General features: G+C 40.8%; 17 protein-coding genes and 1 pseudogene. 14 read left to right on the top strand and 4 right to left on the bottom strand.

Annotated elements, in window-relative coordinates:
* Positions 1-317: 317 nt before the first annotated feature.
* The 5 genes from AB5618_RS07920 to AB5618_RS07900 all read left to right on the top strand — a co-directional run bounded on the left by AB5618_RS07920 (position 318) and on the right by AB5618_RS07900 (position 5221).
* Complete coding sequence (locus AB5618_RS07920; RefSeq protein ID WP_148463060.1) at positions 318-1085, top strand: ParA family protein; 768 nt, start codon at positions 318-320, stop codon at positions 1083-1085.
* Entirely contained in the window at positions 1085-2086 is a 1002-nt protein-coding gene (locus AB5618_RS07915; protein WP_148463061.1) for a ParB/RepB/Spo0J family partition protein, read from the top strand. The genes AB5618_RS07920 and AB5618_RS07915 overlap by 1 nt, the downstream gene beginning before the upstream one ends.
* 9 nt (positions 2087-2095) lie before the next feature.
* The gene (locus AB5618_RS07910; protein WP_118580781.1) at positions 2096-2620 is read left to right on the top strand and encodes a DUF4446 family protein; all 525 of its coding nucleotides are present in this window, start codon (positions 2096-2098) and stop codon (positions 2618-2620) included.
* Between the two features lie 243 nt (positions 2621-2863).
* Positions 2864-4156 (top strand): serine--tRNA ligase, encoded by a 1293-nt coding sequence (gene serS, locus AB5618_RS07905; protein ID WP_148463062.1) that lies wholly within the window; start codon positions 2864-2866, stop codon positions 4154-4156.
* Between the two features lie 192 nt (positions 4157-4348).
* Complete coding sequence (locus AB5618_RS07900) at positions 4349-5221, top strand: DUF3881 family protein (RefSeq protein ID WP_195380101.1); 873 nt, start codon at positions 4349-4351, stop codon at positions 5219-5221.
* Between the two features lie 29 nt (positions 5222-5250).
* Here AB5618_RS07900 and AB5618_RS07895 read toward each other — a convergent pair whose 3' ends face one another.
* Positions 5251-5361 carry a DUF6783 domain-containing protein gene (locus AB5618_RS07895; protein WP_368366655.1) on the bottom strand — a complete coding sequence of 37 codons (111 nt, stop codon included), beginning with the start codon at positions 5359-5361 and terminating at the stop codon, positions 5251-5253.
* On the opposite strand from AB5618_RS07895, the pseudogene AB5618_RS07890 reads away from it, so the two are divergent.
* From AB5618_RS07890 to AB5618_RS07850, 9 genes and pseudogenes are all read left to right on the top strand, one after another.
* Positions 5311-5592 (top strand): annotated as a pseudogene (locus AB5618_RS07890) (DUF6783 domain-containing protein); the annotation flags it as partial. The gene AB5618_RS07895 and the pseudogene AB5618_RS07890 sit on opposite strands and share 51 nt — an antisense overlap.
* Entirely contained in the window at positions 5589-6356 is a 768-nt protein-coding gene (locus AB5618_RS07885; RefSeq protein ID WP_148463065.1) for a transporter substrate-binding domain-containing protein, read from the top strand. The pseudogene AB5618_RS07890 and the gene AB5618_RS07885, both read left to right, overlap by 4 nt.
* A 326-nt stretch (positions 6357-6682) precedes the next feature.
* Positions 6683-7336, top strand: a complete 654-nt coding sequence (locus AB5618_RS07880; protein ID WP_148463066.1) for an amino acid ABC transporter permease — start codon at positions 6683-6685, stop codon at positions 7334-7336.
* Between the two features lie 12 nt (positions 7337-7348).
* On the top strand, positions 7349-8074 hold the full coding sequence (locus AB5618_RS07875; protein WP_148463067.1) for an amino acid ABC transporter ATP-binding protein: 726 nt from the start codon (positions 7349-7351) through the stop codon (positions 8072-8074).
* A gap of 185 nt (positions 8075-8259) precedes the next feature.
* The gene (locus AB5618_RS07870) at positions 8260-9354 is read left to right on the top strand and encodes an alanine/ornithine racemase family PLP-dependent enzyme (protein WP_347088431.1); all 1095 of its coding nucleotides are present in this window, start codon (positions 8260-8262) and stop codon (positions 9352-9354) included.
* 139 nt (positions 9355-9493) lie between these two features.
* Entirely contained in the window at positions 9494-10102 is a 609-nt protein-coding gene (locus AB5618_RS07865; protein WP_368366646.1) for an AAA family ATPase, read from the top strand.
* Between the two features lie 3 nt (positions 10103-10105).
* Positions 10106-11290 carry a YgeY family selenium metabolism-linked hydrolase gene (locus tag AB5618_RS07860; protein ID WP_148463070.1) on the top strand — a complete coding sequence of 395 codons (1185 nt, stop codon included), beginning with the start codon at positions 10106-10108 and terminating at the stop codon, positions 11288-11290.
* Between the two features lie 556 nt (positions 11291-11846).
* Positions 11847-12881 carry an ABC transporter substrate-binding protein gene (locus tag AB5618_RS07855; protein WP_368366645.1) on the top strand — a complete coding sequence of 345 codons (1035 nt, stop codon included), beginning with the start codon at positions 11847-11849 and terminating at the stop codon, positions 12879-12881.
* Positions 12878-14332 (top strand): GGDEF domain-containing protein, encoded by a 1455-nt coding sequence (locus tag AB5618_RS07850; RefSeq protein ID WP_368366644.1) that lies wholly within the window; start codon positions 12878-12880, stop codon positions 14330-14332. Before AB5618_RS07855 ends, AB5618_RS07850 begins: the two co-directional genes overlap by 4 nt.
* A 210-nt stretch (positions 14333-14542) precedes the next feature.
* Here the strand turns inward: AB5618_RS07850 and AB5618_RS07845 are convergent, their stop codons facing one another.
* From AB5618_RS07845 to AB5618_RS07835, 3 genes are all read right to left on the bottom strand, one after another.
* A complete protein-coding gene (locus AB5618_RS07845) occupies positions 14543-16525 on the bottom strand; it encodes an alkyl/aryl-sulfatase (protein WP_368366643.1) in 1983 nt (660 codons plus the stop codon).
* 182 nt (positions 16526-16707) lie between these two features.
* Positions 16708-17070, bottom strand: a complete 363-nt coding sequence (locus AB5618_RS07840; protein WP_368366642.1) for a hypothetical protein — start codon at positions 17068-17070, stop codon at positions 16708-16710.
* 68 nt (positions 17071-17138) lie between these two features.
* Positions 17139-17498: a LytTR family transcriptional regulator DNA-binding domain-containing protein gene (locus tag AB5618_RS07835; protein WP_368366641.1), complete on the bottom strand. Its 360-nt coding sequence runs from the start codon at positions 17496-17498 to the stop codon at positions 17139-17141.
* Positions 17499-18116: the final 618 nt, after the last annotated feature.

The following is an 18116-nucleotide window of genomic DNA, read 5'->3' as shown; positions in this document are numbered from 1 at the left end:
CTATATGATAAGATTGCAGAACCTGTAGGATGGTGAAGTGATCTATAAACTTTGGTTATTGTGTGCAATTAAAAATTGCAAAATGTTTCACGTGAAACATTTTTTATATAATAAGAAATTCTGTTGAAATTTTCTATTATATAAAAAGCTCTACTAGGCAGGATCACACTGCGGCAGAAAGTTAGATGGCGCTCGAGGTGACCCGCCGTAGGTGGAGAATCCTGCAAGTAGGCTTCTTTTTTACAATTAAACATGTTGCTTTTTATAAAAATGTTGTGTGAACAGTAACCTAAATAATATGAAAGGGAGGGTTGATATTGGGCAGAACGATTGCGGTTGCTAATCAGAAAGGCGGCGTTGGTAAATCTACCACAGCCATTAATCTTTCTGCATGCCTGGCAGAACAGGGGAAAAAAGTTCTGACAATTGACATGGATCCTCAGGGAAACACTACCAGTGGATTAGGTGTTGATAAAAATGAAGTAGAAGATACCTTGTATGAACTTCTGGTAGGACAGTCCGATGTTGAGAAGACGATTGTCAAAGATGTAGTAGAAAATGTAGATTTGATACCATCAAATGTAAATCTGTCTGGCGCAGAGATTGAGCTTGTTGGTATTGATAATAAAGAATACATATTGAAAGAGATTACTGACAAAATAAAGAATAATTATGATTATATTATTATTGATTGTCCCCCATCTCTGAATATGCTTACTATTAATGCACTTACTGCTGCGACATCTGTTTTGGTTCCGATTCAGTGTGAGTACTATGCATTGGAAGGATTATCACAGCTGATACATACTATTGATCTGGTAAAGGACAGGCTGAATAATGATCTTGAGATTGAGGGCGTTGTGTTTACTATGTATGATGCCCGTACAAATTTATCGCTACAGGTAGTAGAGAATGTTAAGGAAAATCTTCAGCAGAATATTTACAAGACCATTATTCCGAGAAATGTCAGACTGGCAGAAGCTCCAAGTTACGGACAGCCGATTACTCTTTATGATCCGAGATCCACAGGAGCAGAAGCTTATCGCCTTCTTGCGGAAGAAGTGATAAACAGGGAGGTTGAGTAATGGCAGTTAAGAAGAAAGGTCTTGGAAGAGGTCTGGATGCTCTTTTCCCGGAGAAGTCAGTGAAGCCAGCTGAAAAAAAACCAGAGCAAAAGCCAGTTGCCACAAATGAAAGCTTACATCAGCAGGAAGAAGGTTCTTTGAATGCTTCAGCAGTGAAGAGTGCTGCAGAAACAAAAGATACAGCACAAGCTGCAGTAGTTGAAGAACCGAAGAAATCTGAAATGCTTGTAAAGATTTCAAAGGTAGAGCCAAACAGAACTCAGCCACGCAAGCAGTTTGATGAGGATGCTTTACTGGAATTATCTGAATCAATTAAGCAGTTTGGCATCTTACAGCCACTTCTGGTTTCGGATAAAGGCGATTACTATGAGATTATTGCAGGCGAGAGAAGATGGAGAGCAGCCAAACTTGCCGGATTGAAAGAAGTTCCGGTAATCATTAAGGAATTTAATGATCAGCAGGTAGTTGAGATTTCCCTGATTGAAAATATTCAGCGGGAAGACTTAAATCCAATAGAGGAAGCGATGGCCTATAAGCGCCTGATCGATGAATTTAAGCTGAAACAGGATAATATTGCAGAACGCGTTTCTAAGAGCAGAACTGCAGTGACTAATTCCCTTCGCCTTTTGAAATTGGATGAAAGAGTTCAGCAGATGCTGATTGATGAGATGATTTCAGCTGGGCATGCTCGTGCAATTCTTGCAATTACAGACAAGGATAAGCAGACAAGTGTGGCAATGAAGGTTTTTGATGAGAAATTAAGCGTTCGAGAGACTGAAAAACTGGTAAAACATATTGTGGAGCCACCGAAGAAAACTCAGAAGACGGTAAATACAGCTGAAGATGCGATTTACGAGAGTCTCGAGGAGAAAATGAAGGGCATTATGGGAACCCGGGTTTTTATCCACAGAAAGAAAAATAATAAAGGTAAAATTGAAATTGAATATTATTCCAGAGATGAACTGGAAAGAATCATTGAGTTGTTTGAATCAATAAGATAAGGAGAGTGCATGAGCAGTATTTTTGACAGCCTGGGAATCGACCCGGGTATCATTATTATTTTACTGCTGATTCTGACCATCGTTCTGGCGGTGAATGTATTCAGCAGCAAAATGAGGCTTAGCCGTTTGGAACGTAAATACAAAATGTTCATGAAAGGCAGTGACGCACAATCTCTTGAGAAAGTTTTTGTACGAAAATTCGCTCAGATTGACCGCCTTTATGAAGCCAAAGAGGATCATGAGCACGACATCAGCTTTATCAAACATCATTTGGAATCTATGTTCAGCAAATATGGCGTTGAAAAGTATGATGCGTTCGATGATGTAGGCGGAAAACTTAGTTTTGCACTGGCTTTGTTGGATCAGGATAATTCCGGAGTAATTTTGAATGCAGTACACAGCAGAGACAATTGCTTCCTTTATCTGAAAGAAATTGTAAAGGGAGAGTCCTATGTAATGTTGAGCCAGGAAGAACTTGAAGCCCTTAGAAAAGCTGTAAATTTTGGCTTGGAAAATATTGAAAAAGATGAGTAAATTGGTTGCTGCGAACAGTTGGTAAAAAATGAATATAAGTCATAAAAAAACAGCGAAAAATGACAAAATTGTTATAAAAAATAAATAGTAATGACAATATTGTTATAAAACGAAAAACAAAACAGATACTTGCCATAAAAAGAGATATGAAAAAATAAAACAGATACTTGCTGCAAAAAGAGATATGGAAAAATAAAACAGATATTTGCCATAAAAAATAAAGTATCAGTACAGGAGGAAGACATGTTAGACATTAAATTTGTGAGAGAGAACCCGGAAATCGTAAAGCAGAACATCCGCAATAAATTCCAGGACAGCAAACTGGAGCTGGTTGACAAGGTTCTGGAGTTGGATAAGGAAAACCGCGAGATCAAACAGGAAGTAGAAGCTCTTCGTGCAGAGAGAAATAAAATTTCCAAACAGATTGGTGCTCTTATGGGCCAGGGAAAGAAGGATGAAGCAGAGGAAGTTAAGAAACAGGTTGCAGCTTCCGGTGAGCGTATTGAGGAACTTTCCAAGAGAGAGAAAGAAGTTGAGGAAGAGCTTCTGAAGGATATGATGGTAATCCCGAATATCATTGACCCATCTGTACCGATTGGTAAAGATGACAGCGAGAACGTTGAGATTGAGAAATTTGGTGAGCCTGTTGTTCCGGATTTCGAAGTTCCGTATCATACAGAAATCATGGAAGCTTTTGACGGAATCGACCTTGATAGCGCAAGACGTGTTGCTGGTAATGGTTTCTATTATCTGATGGGTGATATCGCAAGACTTCATTCTGCTGTTATTGCATATGCACGTGATTTCATGATTAACAGAGGATTCACATACTGTGTACCGCCGTTCATGATCAGAAGTAACGTTGTTACAGGTGTTATGAGCTTCGCTGAGATGGATGCCATGATGTACAAGATCGAAGGTGAGGATCTGTACCTGATCGGAACCAGTGAGCATTCTATGATTGGTAAATTTATTGACCAGATCATTCCGGAAGAAGAGCTTCCAAAAACTCTTACAAGTTATTCTCCATGCTTCCGTAAAGAGAAAGGTGCTCATGGACTTGAAGAGAGAGGCGTTTACCGTATCCACCAGTTTGAGAAGCAGGAGATGATCGTAGTTTGCAATCCAGAGGACAGCAAGATGTGGTTTGACAAACTGTGGCAGAACACTGTTGATCTGTTTCGTTCCCTAGATATTCCGGTTCGTACACTGGAATGCTGCTCTGGTGACCTGGCAGACCTGAAAGTGAAATCCCTGGATGTTGAAGCATGGTCTCCAAGACAGAAGAAATACTTTGAGGTAGGAAGCTGCTCCAACCTTGGTGATGCACAGGCACGTCGTCTGAAAATCCGTGTAAACGGAAAAGATGGCAAGAAATATCTTGCTCATACTCTTAATAACACAGTTGTTGCTCCGCCAAGAATGCTGATCGCGTTCCTTGAGAACAACCTGAATGCAGATGGAAGCGTAAATATTCCAGTTGCCCTTCAGCCATACATGGGTGGAATGACAAAAATCGAGAAAAAGTCCAAATAATTGGACTTAAAGATGAAATAGCATAAAAATACCAAAAATTGGACTTTGAGCTGAAAATAGTAATAGATTAAAAGTAAATGATCTGAAAATAGTAATAGATCAAAAGTAAAATATCAGATGGTCCGGAGAATATCAGAATATCTGAAAAGTTGTTTGATTTGCAATAAGACTGCTTAACAGGGAGGTGATAATGTGCATAGTTATTTAAGAACTGTTGGCTTTTCAAAGGTAAAGTCACGTAAAGAAATGCAGGAAATCATTCAGGATGTGATAAATACTTACGATGAGAAAATTGCAGTGGAGAATCATCCGGATGGAGTTTTTGTACAATATTCCAAGAATTATGGCTGTGACTGTGGAATAACAGTCTGTGGACAGTATGATGAAGACAATGAGTTTCACGTAGAATATTCATTTCCGTTCTTTCGCGGCACAGGAATCACCTCTCAGGAGAGTGTAGTCGTGGAGAGACACGCAGAAAAAGAGTCTTATGCAGGGGCGTGTGATGACATGCGCCTTGGCGTGACTTTGATCTTTTATCTTCAGAATCCTGCAGAATATATGCTGGAGAAGTATAAGGGGAATGTGCGTGAAGGACAGCCACTGACGATTACAGGACTGGCAAGAGAAGGGAAGATCCTTTTTCCGGTTCAGAAAGATAAAGAAGCTGTAAAAGTAGAGCGAGAGCTGACAAAAAACCGCAATAATCTGATCGCGGCTGCCAGAAATGGTGATGAAGAAGCCATGGAAGACCTTACAATGGAAGATATGGATATGTATTCCATGATTTCTGAGCGTATTGTTACAGATGATGTGTTGACAATTGTGGATACCTGTTTTATGCCTCATGGAATTGAATGTGATCAGTATAGTGTGATGGGCGAAATCGTGGATTTTGTGAATTTTAAGAACATTCTCACTGGTGAGAAACTGTGCCAGATGACTATCGAGTGCAATGATATCCAGTTCGATGTGTGTATAAACTGTGCGGATCTGCTGGGCGAACCGGCTGTGGGACGCAGATTTAAGGGGCTGATTTGGCTGCAGGGGCAGCTGCATTTTTAGACGAATCTTTAGATTCATCTAGAGCGTGTTTAAAAAATCATTCCCGCAATCTGCATGCCCCACTTTGCGGTATATTTCACCCGAATTCGGTTGCCGCAGCCCGCTACGACGCCCTCATCCGAGCGAAATCTCCCACAAATTGTGACGCACATTTTGTAGAAAGCCTTTTTCAAACACGCTCTAATTTAAGTTATAAAAACAATCTCAAAGTTAATAAAAAAGCTCTTGACAACTTCGAAAAAAGCTCCTATAATGCAGAACTATCAAAAAGCAAACGAAACTACAAAGGCGTAGAACACTTCAATGTGTCTGCGCCTTTTTTGTTTCCAGGCTTAAAAACAATCTTTTTACGAGGAGGAAATCAACTATGAAAAAATTCAAAACAATTTCAATGGGACTGGTACTTACAATGGGACTGATGACTGGCCTTGGTGCAACTCAGGTATTTGCAGATGATGAGAAAGTTTACAAGATCGCATGTGACCAGGCATATGCTCCATTTTCCATTCAGCAGGATGATGGAAGTTATAAAGGAATTGATGTAGAACTTCTGGCTGCAATTGCAGAGGAAGAGGGATTCGAATATGAGTTGACTCCTATGGATTTCTCAGGTATCATCCCGGCACTGGTTTCAGGAACAATTGATGGTTCTATTGCAGGAATGAATATCACAGATGAGAGAAAAGAGAGCGTTGATTTCTCTGATGGATATTATGAATCTGGTTCTGCACTGGTTGTAAATAAGGATGATGATTCCATTTCTGATTTTGATGATCTTAAGGGAAAAGTTGCAGCATGCAAGGAAGGAACTACCGGTCAGCTGTGGTGTGAAGATCATGCTGATGAATACGGATTTGAGACAACTGTTTATCCGGATTCTGTAAGTATGATGATGGCAGTTGCAAACAAACAGGCTGATTTCCTTATCGAGGATTATCCGGTAATCAGCTATCAGATCAAGATTGGTGAGCAGGAAGATCTGAAAGTTGCCATTGACGCAATCGAGGAAGCACCTCAGAATGGATTTGCTGTAAAGAAAGGCGAGAATGCTGATCTTCTTAAAATGTTTAACGAAGGACTTCAGAAAATCAGAGATAACGGCAAATATGATGAGATTATTGCTGAATATGAATAAAAAAGACAGACAGAAAGCTGCATAATAAAGCAATATTAAAGTCAACGGAAAATATATTTTTACTCATAACTGTAAGGTGTTGAAATGTTATGAGCAGAAGAAATAATCATTGAAAAGTAAAACTGAATCGTAAAAAGGCATTCAAGGGAGAACGCATATAAAAAGCGTTCTCCCTTGCACTTTTTACAGGAAAACAAACTTATTGAAAAATGGATGCTGTTTGCAGGTAATGTTGCGGAAAATATTTGGGCTGAATGGAGCAAACAGCAATAAAAGGAACTTTTTAAAGGGAAACAAAAAGAAATCCGATAATAAAGAGGTACAATATGGCAGATTATTTTTCTAATTTTGTTGAATACTTTCCACGGCTGATGGAAGGTCTGAAACTGACAATTATAATAGCGATTTTTGGTATTCTCCTGGCGGTGGCGCTTGGTATTATACTTTGTATTTTTTCTATCAGCAATAGTCGTATCTTACAGAAGATTGCCAGTGTGTATATCACAATTATAAGAGGTATTCCGCTTATGATTCTGGCGCTTTTTTTGTATTTTGGCGTAATTAAAAACTCCCTGACCCTGGTGCTGGCTGCAATTATTATTTTGGGAATTAATGCTTCTGCATATATGGCAGAAATTTTCCGGGCAGGTATTCAGGCCATTGATTATGGTCAGATGGAAGCAGCGAGAAGTCTTGGTTTAAGCTATTTTCAGACTATGAGAAAAATTGTTCTTCCACAGGCGGTAAAAATTATGATCCCGTCTCTTATGAACCAGTTTATCAGCAGTCTGAAAGATACTGCAATTCTTTCCGCAATCAGTGTTAATGAGTTGACAATGACTGCCAAAACCATTATTGCAAGAAACTACAAAGCCTTTGAATTATATTCCTATGCCGCAATCATTTATATTGTATTGATAACAGCTCTGACATGGCTTTCCAAGAAAGTAGAGCGCAGACTCAGCTATGATAAACGTTAGGAGAAATGAATTATGGCAATTATCGAGGTAAAACATTTACATAAAGTATTTGGAGATCTGGAAGTTCTGAAGGATATCTCCTTTAATGTAGAAGAGGGCGAAGTGATTTGCCTGATCGGACCATCCGGTTCCGGAAAATCCACCCTGCTCAGATGCCTGAACAAATTGGAAGAGAAGCAGGATGGCGATATTGTGATTCTTGGAGAAAATATTTCTGAGATTAAAAAAATCAATCAGTTCCGTGAAAATATCGGAATGGTATTTCAGCATTTTAATCTTTTTCCAAACTATACTGTGCTGCAGAATATGACTTTGGCGCCGACCATGTTGAAAAAAATGTCAAAAGCGGAGGCTGTAAAAAAGGCGGAACAGCTTCTGGACAGAGTTGGATTGCTGGATAAAAAGGATGTGTATCCTGTAACTTTATCAGGTGGTCAGAAACAGCGTGTGGCAATTGCCCGTGCGCTTGCAATGAATCCGAAGATTATGCTGTTTGATGAGCCTACCAGTGCACTGGATCCGGAGATGGTTGGAGAAGTTCTGGATGTTATGAAAGAGCTTGCCAGAGAAGGTATGACTATGGTTGTGGTTACACATGAAATGGGATTTGCAAGAGATGTTGCGGACAGAATCATTTTTATGGATGACGGTTACATTGTAGAAGAGGAAAAACCGGAAGAAATGTTTGCTCATCCGAAGACGGAAAGATGTAGGAACTTCCTTGCAAGTGTGCTGTAAATTGAAAATGAGTATCTATGCTCAGTCAATATTGTTATGAAAGCTGGCAGCTATGCACCATAGTGTGTTTTTATCTGCCGACCTCATTTGAAATCTGTGGCATTAAATAAGCAAAAAACTGCAGTGGACAGGACGGCAGAAGAGTTTGGGCCACTCATATCATCTAATAAGGAGCGTGGTCAAAGTTGTATCCATGCATACATATCAATTTGGATAAAATTGCAGAGAATGCAAGAGTCATGAAAGATCTGACTGAAAAACACCATATAGAAATAACTGGTGTAACCAAAGTTTTTGGTGGCGAGGAAAGGATTGCTCAGACTCTGGTGAATCAGGGGATAAAAAGGCTGGGAGATTCCAGAATTGAAAATATCAGAAATTATGAAAATCTGCCTTGTGAAAAGTGGCTGATCCGTATGCCATCCATATCTGAGGCGAGAGAAGTGGTGCAGTTCTGTGATGTGTCGGTAAACTCTGAGCTTGAGACACTGAAAGCACTTAACCAACAGGCTATACAGCTGAAAAAGAAACACAAAGTAATTCTGATGGTGGATCTGGGCGATCTGCGGGAAGGCTATTTTAAAGAAGAACATCTGACAGAAGCGATAAACTATGCAAAGCAGGCAAAGGGGTTGGATTTGTATGGACTTGGTACAAATCTGACCTGTTTTTCTTTTGTACAGTCTGATGAGGAAAAAATGAACCGGCTTCTTGGTCTGGCAAAGAAATACGATGCATCTGTATGTATCAGTGGTGGCAATTCTGCGACTATTCACCTGATGCTGGAAAACGGGATTCCGGAAGGAATCAATAACCTTCGTCTTGGTGAGTCTGTGCTGTTTGGCAGAGAACGGACAAACTATGAGTATTTGCCGGGAACCAGCAACGACGCATTTATCATGGAAGCTGAGATTATTGAATCTAAAGAGAAGCCGTCTATGCCGATCGGAAAGATTGGTGCGGACAGTTATGGTCATGTGCCTGTTTTTACAGACAGGGGAATCCGAAAGAGAGCCATCTGTGCCCTTGGCAGGCAGGATGTTGACGTAGAAACTATGTGGCCGGTAGATAAAGGCGTAGAGATCATCGGAGCCAGCAGCGATCATCTGATTGTGGATGTAACGGACTGCGAAAAAGAATTTAAGAATGGAGACAGGATTTGCTTTCGTTTAGGTTACTTTGCTGTAATGCGTGCTTTTACCAGTAAATATGTGGAAAAGATATATGAAAAACAGGAGATAGAAAAGGAAAAAAACGAGAGCTTGTATAAGGTATCATAAGAATTACTGTTTGCAAGTAATGTTTCACGTGGCACTTTTTCAAACACGCTCTAACAGAAAAGCAAAAATATAATTTGTGCAAAATGAAAACAGTAGTTCGTAGAATTTTGAGAAAAACTTAAAATCCAGGAGGAAAATCATGGGAAAGCATTTTGTACTGACTATCAGCCGTGAATTCGGTGCAGAAGGTCATGAAATAGGAAAAGTACTTTCAGAACGTCTGGGAGTAAAGCTCTATGATAAAGAACTGCTTGCCAGGGCAGCTGCAAAATCAGGAGTGGATGTTAATTCTGTGTGTGGATATGACGAAAACGTGGAACGGCGTTTTATGGATCCTTATCTTGGAAACGGACGCATTAATTCTGCACAGGAGGATAAGCTTTTTCATCAGGAAGCACAGATCATGAGAGACCTGTATGCAAAGGAATCCTGTATCATCATAGGCAGGTTATCAGATTATGTACTTCACGATGAGCCGGATGTACTGAGTGTGTTTATTTATGCTCCGGAGAGCTTTCGTATTGACAACATTATGAAGAAGCACCACATTTCTGCCAAAGAAGCCAAAAAGCTGGTGCGGAAAATGGATGCGGCGCGGGACAATTATTACCGTTTTTACTCCATGGGAAAATGGAGCCATAAGAAAAAGAAGGATCTTACTATAAACAGAGAGACTTTTGGAATCGAAGGCTGTGTAAAAATTCTGGAGGCAATAATCCGTACGAAGACGGACGAGGAGGAGCAATAGGCCATGAGTGAAAAATGGGACGAAAAAGTAATTGAGCTGGCAAAAAGTCTGATAAACTGTCAGAGCTATTCAGGACATGAGGATAAAGCGGCGGAAGCTTTAAAGGCGTATATGAAAGAGGCCGGTGTTTTCGATGAGATAGAAACTGACTGCTACGGAAATGTGATCGGTCATATTAAAGGAAAAAATCCTGGTTCGAAAGTCCTGTTTGATGGACATATAGACACGGTTCCAGTTGGAAATTTAAAGGATTGGAAACATGATCCATTTCATGCAGTTGTTGAAGATGGAAAGCTTTATGGCAGAGGAGCTGCTGATATGAAAGGTGCGGTAGCTGCATTTACAGTTGCTGCGCATAGATATGCGGTGGAAAATGAAAAAAATTTTGCCGGAGATGTATATGTGGCAGGTGTTGTGCATGAAGAATGCTTCGAAGGTGTTGCTGCGCGAAAAATAAGTGAGAAAGTGAAACCGGATTATGTGGTAATTGGTGAAGCTTCTGAAATGAATTTGAAGGTAGGCCAGCGTGGTCGTGCGGAAATTGTGGTTGAGACCTTTGGCGTACCGGCACATTCAGCAAACCCGGAAAAGGGCGTAAATGCAGTATATAAAATGTGTGAGGCCATTCAGGCTATCCGCGAGATCGAGCCGCCTGTCCAGGATAAACTGGGAAAAGGAATCCTGGAGCTGACAGACGTAAAATCTTCCCCATATCCAGGAGCCTCCGTTGTTCCGGAATACTGCCGTGCAACCTATGACCGCAGACTTCTGGTAGGTGAAACCAAGGAAAGCGTGCTTCAGCCAATCATTGAAAAAATGGAAGAGCTGAAGAAAAAGGATCCGCAGTTTTCCTATAAGGTTTCTTATGCAGTGGGAAAAGAGGAATGCTACACCGGAGAAAAAATCCAGGGAGAACGTTTTTTCCCAGGCTGGCTGTTTGGCGCAGAAGAGGAGTGGGTGGCAAAAATAAAATCCGAACTGGAAAAAGAGGGTTTTTCTCCAGAGGTAACTACCTACAATTTCTGTACAAATGGAAGTCATTATGCAGGAGAAGCTGGCATCCGTACTATTGGAATGGGACCTGCAAGGGAAAATCTGGCGCATACCATTGATGAGTATGCGGAGGTGGAAGACTTGACGAATGTGTCGGTGTGTTATGTGGGGGTTATGAAGGCGTTGCTGGGATGAGATATGCCACAAACTATGATGTACATCGTGCAGAAGTCTTTTTTAACATGTAATTGGGAAAGGGCTACTGTTCATTCCGCTCACAAAAACACCTCGCGGAATGTTACCAGTGACCGGCAAGGGTTACTGTTCACTCCGTTCACAGTAACGCGCTTCGCGATGCACAGAAATCATGCAAAGCATGATTTCGCGCCGTAATTCTCGGGTTTTCTGTGAACTTTGTTCACAAAAAACACCTCGCGGAACGTTGCCAGTGAACAGTGACCGGCAAGGCACAATATAGTGAAAAATATTGTAAAATAATGGAAAGAGCATTTTCTTTTGAGTATACTATTACTTGGAAGGGCGTGCTTTTTTTGATTATAGATAACAGAAATCGAAAACAGAGGATGCAGACTGGGAATCGTGAAGAATAGACATTGACAGCCCTTATACATCAGGAATATAATATATCAGATATACACAAAAAATATATGCAAAAATGTAAAATATCTGGTAACTATTTAATATCTGCGCTGTAAGCGTTATAATTTTGGGTATAAGTACTGGGGAAAAAATGAGACGAACGAAAGCATATCGGTTGATTTTTGTGGGAGTGGCATCTGTTCTGCTGGGAGGCTGCTCGGGGAGTTCGAAGGCAAACATGGAGGAGGCAGCAGAGCAGCCCGCTGTGGTGGACTATACCTGTATTTCTAATCCGGAAAGCGATAAGCAAATATATGTTATTCTGAAAAATTATCATGGTGCTTACTGGGAGAAGGTAATAGATGGTATAACAGAAGCTGCAAAAAAACTGGATGAAGCGGTTTATCTTGGCGGAATTGATAACGAAACTGACATTTCCGGTCAGATTGACCTGATGAACCAGGCTATGGAGCAAGGCGCTGACGGAATCCTGCTGGCTCCGGCAGATTCCAATTCACTGGCAGACAGCTGTCAGAAGGTACGGGAAAAGGATATTCCGGTAGTACTTATTGATTCTTCTATTAACAGCAGCGAATTTGATGCCTGTTACATGACAGATAATATAGATGCCGGAGAAATGGCAGCGAAAGAAATGCTGGAGTTGCTGTATGATGCAGGAAATTCACCGACAGACCCACTGGAAGTGGGAATCCAGTTGTCATCGGATAGTTCACAGGCAATGGTAAATCGTGTTTCCGGATTCCTGAATTTCTGGGCGGGCAATGCACCGGAGCAGTGGGAAATCGTTCAGGATATAAGAGTTAATGGCGGTGATACGAAAAAGGCACAATCGGATGCTTCTGCATTATTGAGAGAAAATGCAGATATAAAGGGCTTTTTCGGCTGTAATAACACATCTACTGTCGGCATCGTAAATACTCTTTTTGAAGAAGAAAGAACAGATGTGGTGCTGGTGGGTTTTGACCTGGCGGACGAAACGAAACAGCTGCTTCAGAATCCGGAGTATCATGCAGTGACTGTGCTGCAGAAACAGGATCAGATGGGATATCTGGGAATGCTTTCCCTGAATTCTCTTATAAAGGGAGAAAAATCAGAGCAGAAGTATTTTGATACTGGAGTCATTATGGTTGATTCTGATTATCTTATGGAGAATGCTGTCTCATGAAAGATCGAAGAAAAAATAAAACAAAAAGAAAAGTCCTGCTGACTTTGTATCTGGCAGTCTGCCTTGTTATTATCGTGGCGGCATACTTTCACATGAGCAGAATTGCGCGGAATTTCAATACAGAGCATCTGGAGCTGATCACAGGCCTGTACGCGGAAAAGATGAATGATTCTATGGAATATCTTCAGAACTATGTACAGGAAGATATAAAGATGATCCGGTCTATGGAAAATGCCCAGCCGGAGGAAATCCTGGAACAGCTGGAGAAAAATCTTGACAAGACTGTTTTCGGTGATATTGGTTTTATTATGAATGATGGCGAAATTTATGGCAGCAGCAGCTGCGCTGTTTCCGATATCAAAAAGAAGAAGCTGGATGAGGCGGCGTTGGCTTCAGATACTTCTTTTAACTCGGATCCTTACCAGTCCAGCAGAACTGGAAATATGACCATGACTGTTTTTGTGCCAGTAGGGGATACTTCACTGGTTCATACACTTTATGTGTCGATTATGATCGAAAATCTCAGACAGCTGGGTGAGTATGAGCTTCTTCAGGGCAAGATCAGCATTCATCTGTTAAAGGCCGATTCAGAAAATTTTATTACCTGTGTCAGTGACAATTCCGGCACGTCTGGCAGTTGGAACAATCTTTTGCTTCAGCAGAAGTATTTCCAGTATGATGCAGGTTATTCCTACAACCAGTGGATAAAGGACATGCGTTCCGGAAAGAAGGATGGGAGATTTTCCGCTATTATCAGAGGAGAGGAATCTACAATTTCCTATAGAAGTATTTCTGTTATGCCAGGCTGGTATGTGATCGTTGAATTGACAAATAAGAATATTTCTGATATCACCCAGCAGTTTTCCGTCTGGGGCGGAGTATACGGAAGTATTCTGGTAGGCTTCACGATGCTGTACATGCTGACCCTTGTGCTGTTGGAGAAAAAAGATAAGAAAATGTACATGGGATTGTCTACTACAGATCCTCTTACCGGAATTCTGAACCGCAGGGCTTTTCAGATTGCCGTGGAAGAAGAATTGCGTAAAAAAACGCCAGGCATCTTCATCTTTATTGATGTAGATAATTTTAAAATTTATAATGATACTTACGGTCATAACAATGGAGACTTCTGCCTGAAGCATTTTGCGAAAACTATGAAAAGCTGTTTCCCGGAGGATAGCATAATCGGCCGGTATGGCGGTGATGAATTTGTGGTTTACTTGAAGAATCTTACAGGGGAAATGGCGCGGACTTATATGGAAACGTTTCAGAGGATGATTTCCCAGCTTACACTGCCTACAGGAGAGGCTGTAGAGCTTTCAGCCAGCGCAGGCGGAGCTGCATTCCCGGAACAGGGAGAAGACGTTATGTCTCTTTGTAAAAGCGCAGATATGGCTTTGTATAAGGTGAAACAGAATGGGAAAGCTGATTTTAAAATGAAAGGAATGTAAATGAAAGGATCCCGGCAAGGTCGAGGCTTGTTAGCCTTCTACCTTGCGAGGGGTCCTTTTTTACTTGATAAATGTATCCTGTGGAAATATTAATTCACGTTTGCCTGATCAATCTCTGTAATGGCTGGTGCCGTCCAGGTGTCCAGTGAATCCACATCCTACGCGATTGGTATAGTTATTTACGAAACCATGTTTTTCTACATAAAAATTTTATGGCTCGATAATATTAAAATATTTATACTCTGAGGTAACCGTAATTGCATCCATTAATCGTGTCAGGCAGGTCTCATCACCCTCCTGCTGGATCAAAGCTGCAACATTCTCCGCGTTTTTCTGAATAATAGACAGCAGTCCGGCACGTTTGGTAGTCCATGTCACATCAGCATCCGCATCCTGTGTATCTTTCTGATAAAGAAGTACGCCATTTTTCACGCGGAGTACATAATTACCTTCCGGCAATATAAGATTTGCTGTAAACGTCAGATCCGGAACCTTCGTTGTATCTACAAGAATTCCCAGATAATCCAAAATCATTTCAGGTGTCATATGTAAAATAACATCACCGTTACCATTGCCTCGCGTTGCATCATCGGTATTTGTACCATTTCGCAGCTCCTGTGCCGCACAAAGGTAAGCACTGCGCCATGGACCGGATTCTGCCTGATACCCCAATTGTTCTAATGCATCTGCACAAAGATAACGTGCATCCATATTTTCCGGATCAGCAAAAACCAGCGTATTGGTGATCTGGGCAACCCACTGATATTCTCCCTTTGCAAAATCTTCTTTTGCTTTTTCAAGAACCGCATCTGTGTCACCGAAATATTCTACCAGCTTTTGTGCATAATCCGATGGTGTAAGTTCCGCAAGATGGACTGGATTACCGTCATACCATCCCATGTATTTCTCATATACTGCCTTCGAATTATGAGAAACTGTGCCATAATACTGACGGGTATACCAGACTTTCTCCAACTCCTTGGGAAGCTGGATCATATTAGCAATCTCTGTCTCCGTATAACCTTCATTAATGTAAAGCAATGTCTGGTCGTTAATAAACTTATACACAGCTGCAGTATTGGTCATATATTCCTGAATAATATCCTTTCCCCAATGTGGCCAGTTATGAGACTGGAATACTACATCTGCCTGATCACCATAAAGTGCCAGAGATTCCATAATGTACTCTGCCCATGCGTTTCCGTCACGTACCTGGGCTCCGCGGAGTGTATACAGGTTGTGGAGTGTTCCTGTACAGTTTTCAGCCATCCACAAAGCATTTTTCGATCCAATCCAGAAGTTCATCTCTGCCGGTGCTTCGGTACCCGGAGTAAGCTGAAATTCAATTTCCACTCCATCAATAGTATGCTTCTCACCGGTTTCTGTGATTTCAAGTGTAGGAGAAATATAACTTGTACTGCCCCTGGACTGCCCCATGCCAATACCAATGGCAAGAGCTCCTGTTTCACTGGCCTCAAGCATGGTTCCATACTGATAGCTTGCTCTGCGCCCCATGGCAGTACCTGCATAAATATTCTCGCTGACAGCATGCTTCTCAAAGCCCTCCGGTGCAATTACCTGCACATCACCGGATTGTACATCTTCTTCTGAAATAATTCCCCTGACTCCACCGAAATGATCAACATGGGAATGGCTGTAAATCACTGCCTTTACAGGAAAAGTGCCTAGATTCTCTTCCACCAGGGAAAAAGCCGCTGCCGCACATTCCATGCTCATCAGTGGATCTACTACAATCCATCCCGTATCACCTTTTATGAAGGTGATATTTGACATATCATAGCCACGCACCTGATAGATTCCATCGGTTACTTCAAAAAGACCATAAATATGATTCAGCTGTGTATCTCTCCAAAGACTTGGATTCGCTGTATCCGGAGCTTCCTGATCCAGAAAAGCATACGCTGTCTGACTCCATACAAGCTTTCCGTTCTCATCATAAATATCCAGAGTATCCGGAGACGCAATCAGACCTTTTGTAGCATTTTCAAACTCCTCAGTATCCTCGAAATCCAGCAATGCATAAACTTCCTGATTTGCATCAATGGTATACTGGGTGGCTGGTTTGCTTTCTGCTGTTAATTCTGATGCGGCAATTGCGGTGGAACTGCCACAGACAGCCATAGTAAGTGCCAATGCAGCGGTAGTCAAAGTAACTGCTTTTTTTCTTTTCATGATACGTTTTCCCCCTTGTTCTGCAAAAAATTCAGATATTTTCTGCTGTAAATCTTAATTGCTTGCAAAAAACAATATCTAATAAAAATATAGCATGAATGTATCAGGGGAACAATCGAATTATAGAGAAATAACGTTTCTATTGCGGTAAATCAACCTAATAAGCGGTAAAACGACATTTTTTATTTAGAAGAATTACTTTTCATGGAAACTTCAACCAATCTGACCAGATGATTTTCTTCACTTATAGATTTCATTTTGTCTGCATTAAACAAAATGCATCCACAGTGTCCCGGAAATGTAGGAAAACATATAATTTTCAGATTCGTATCTATTTCAGGACTATAATCCATGATTTCCAGTGTTTCACCATACAAGGTGGCACGTTCATAAACATGAAGCCATTTTGCGTCCATATTGGAAAAAAGACTGGAAAAGGAACTTCCGATCATCTTGTCTAAGGGCTGCTTTTCCAGGGCAGCCAACGCTTCATTCCCATAGCGGAAGATCCAGTCCACTGCCTTTTTTTCTTCATTGAATACCATTTCTATATCCGTGAATGCAAAAGGGAGAGCATCACATATTTTATAATATTTGCGATATTCTTCTGCTGTCAGCGGCAGCTTTTTTTACTGATTTTTGCAATTATAAGCTCCTGATTTTTCTGTAGTTCTTCTCTGAGCACCCTTTTTTTGCGTTTTGTATAGCAAATTTTCTCACCATTAGACAGCAAAATCCTGTCTCCAATATCACTGATTGCAGATACAGCTACCATACAGCCACGTTTTACCTCAATAAATTCTTCATTCAATTGTTTCTTTAATTCTTTCAGTGTCATTCGGCAACGATACACGTTTCCATCAAACATATGAATCCTGCAATGATCATCTGACATGATCACATAGAGAATGTCTGCACATCGGATCGCGATCTTCGTGCGATTGAAGGTTACTGTAATGAATTCCTGCTGCATGGCTGAGGTCTCCTTCTGGTAATTAAAAATCTATTTGAAAAATACAACTTTTACTATTCTAGCACTGTGTCAAAGCTCTTACAAGTATACAGATGCCAACCGTATAGTGCATCAATTTGTGTTTCAAAAGTGGTAACTGCTTCGTAATGCATATCTTGTAGAAAGCTTTTTTCAAACATGCTCTAACGAACAGTAACCATTGTAAGGACGGTATAGAAGAAAAGTCTTGTAATTTGTGTGTAATTATAGTACAATTGAAGCTACAGATTTGTCCTGTTAGTTTAATGGATAGAACAAGTGCCTCCTAAGAATATGTTATAACGACCGCCTTTCGGGCAAAGGCGATTGACATTGAGTAAGTTTAAGACTAAAATTGAATAGATTTTAAAGATGTTTCCGTAGCTCAGCTGGATAGAGCGACCGCCTCCTAAGAGAAAGCCGAGGCATTCCCCAAAGGGAAAAAATGAAAAACAACTTTCAGTTCGAATCTATTCTGAAAAATGCTAAGGGTGACAACAAAGCATTCCCCAAATTGGGGAACGTTCTAATGTTACCAAATCAAAAAAATCTGTAGATTGACAACTCGAAAAAGAGTTGATAATCTTATATATGGCCGAA

The sequence above is a fragment of the Ruminococcus sp. J1101004sp1_RTP21198st1_B9_RTP21198_201120 genome, assembly GCF_040924245.1.
Taxonomy (GTDB): Bacteria; Bacillota; Clostridia; order Lachnospirales; family Lachnospiraceae; genus Blautia_A; species Blautia_A faecis.
Note: the sequence above shows the minus strand (reverse complement) of the source record. Positions and strands in the feature narration are given on the sequence as shown.

Coding starts and splice junctions, on each gene's coding strand:
- AB5618_RS07875 (WP_148463067.1), top strand. CDS start 7,349: ATGGCAATTATCGAGGTAAAACATTTACATAAAGTATTTGGAGATCTG.
- AB5618_RS07865 (WP_368366646.1), top strand. CDS start 9,494: ATGGGAAAGCATTTTGTACTGACTATCAGCCGTGAATTCGGTGCAGAA.
- AB5618_RS07880 (WP_148463066.1), top strand. CDS start 6,683: ATGGCAGATTATTTTTCTAATTTTGTTGAATACTTTCCACGGCTGATG.
- AB5618_RS07910 (WP_118580781.1), top strand. CDS start 2,096: ATGAGCAGTATTTTTGACAGCCTGGGAATCGACCCGGGTATCATTATT.
- AB5618_RS07840 (WP_368366642.1), bottom strand. CDS start 17,070: ATGGTATTCAATGAAGAAAAAAAGGCAGTGGACTGGATCTTCCGCTAT.
- AB5618_RS07845 (WP_368366643.1), bottom strand. CDS start 16,525: ATGAAAAGAAAAAAAGCAGTTACTTTGACTACCGCTGCATTGGCACTT.
- AB5618_RS07855 (WP_368366645.1), top strand. CDS start 11,847: ATGAGACGAACGAAAGCATATCGGTTGATTTTTGTGGGAGTGGCATCT.
- AB5618_RS07860 (WP_148463070.1), top strand. CDS start 10,106: ATGAGTGAAAAATGGGACGAAAAAGTAATTGAGCTGGCAAAAAGTCTG.
- AB5618_RS07885 (WP_148463065.1), top strand. CDS start 5,589: ATGAAAAAATTCAAAACAATTTCAATGGGACTGGTACTTACAATGGGA.
- AB5618_RS07915 (WP_148463061.1), top strand. CDS start 1,085: ATGGCAGTTAAGAAGAAAGGTCTTGGAAGAGGTCTGGATGCTCTTTTC.
- AB5618_RS07835 (WP_368366641.1), bottom strand. CDS start 17,498: ATGCAGCAGGAATTCATTACAGTAACCTTCAATCGCACGAAGATCGCG.
- AB5618_RS07850 (WP_368366644.1), top strand. CDS start 12,878: ATGAAAGATCGAAGAAAAAATAAAACAAAAAGAAAAGTCCTGCTGACT.
- serS (WP_148463062.1), top strand. CDS start 2,864: ATGTTAGACATTAAATTTGTGAGAGAGAACCCGGAAATCGTAAAGCAG.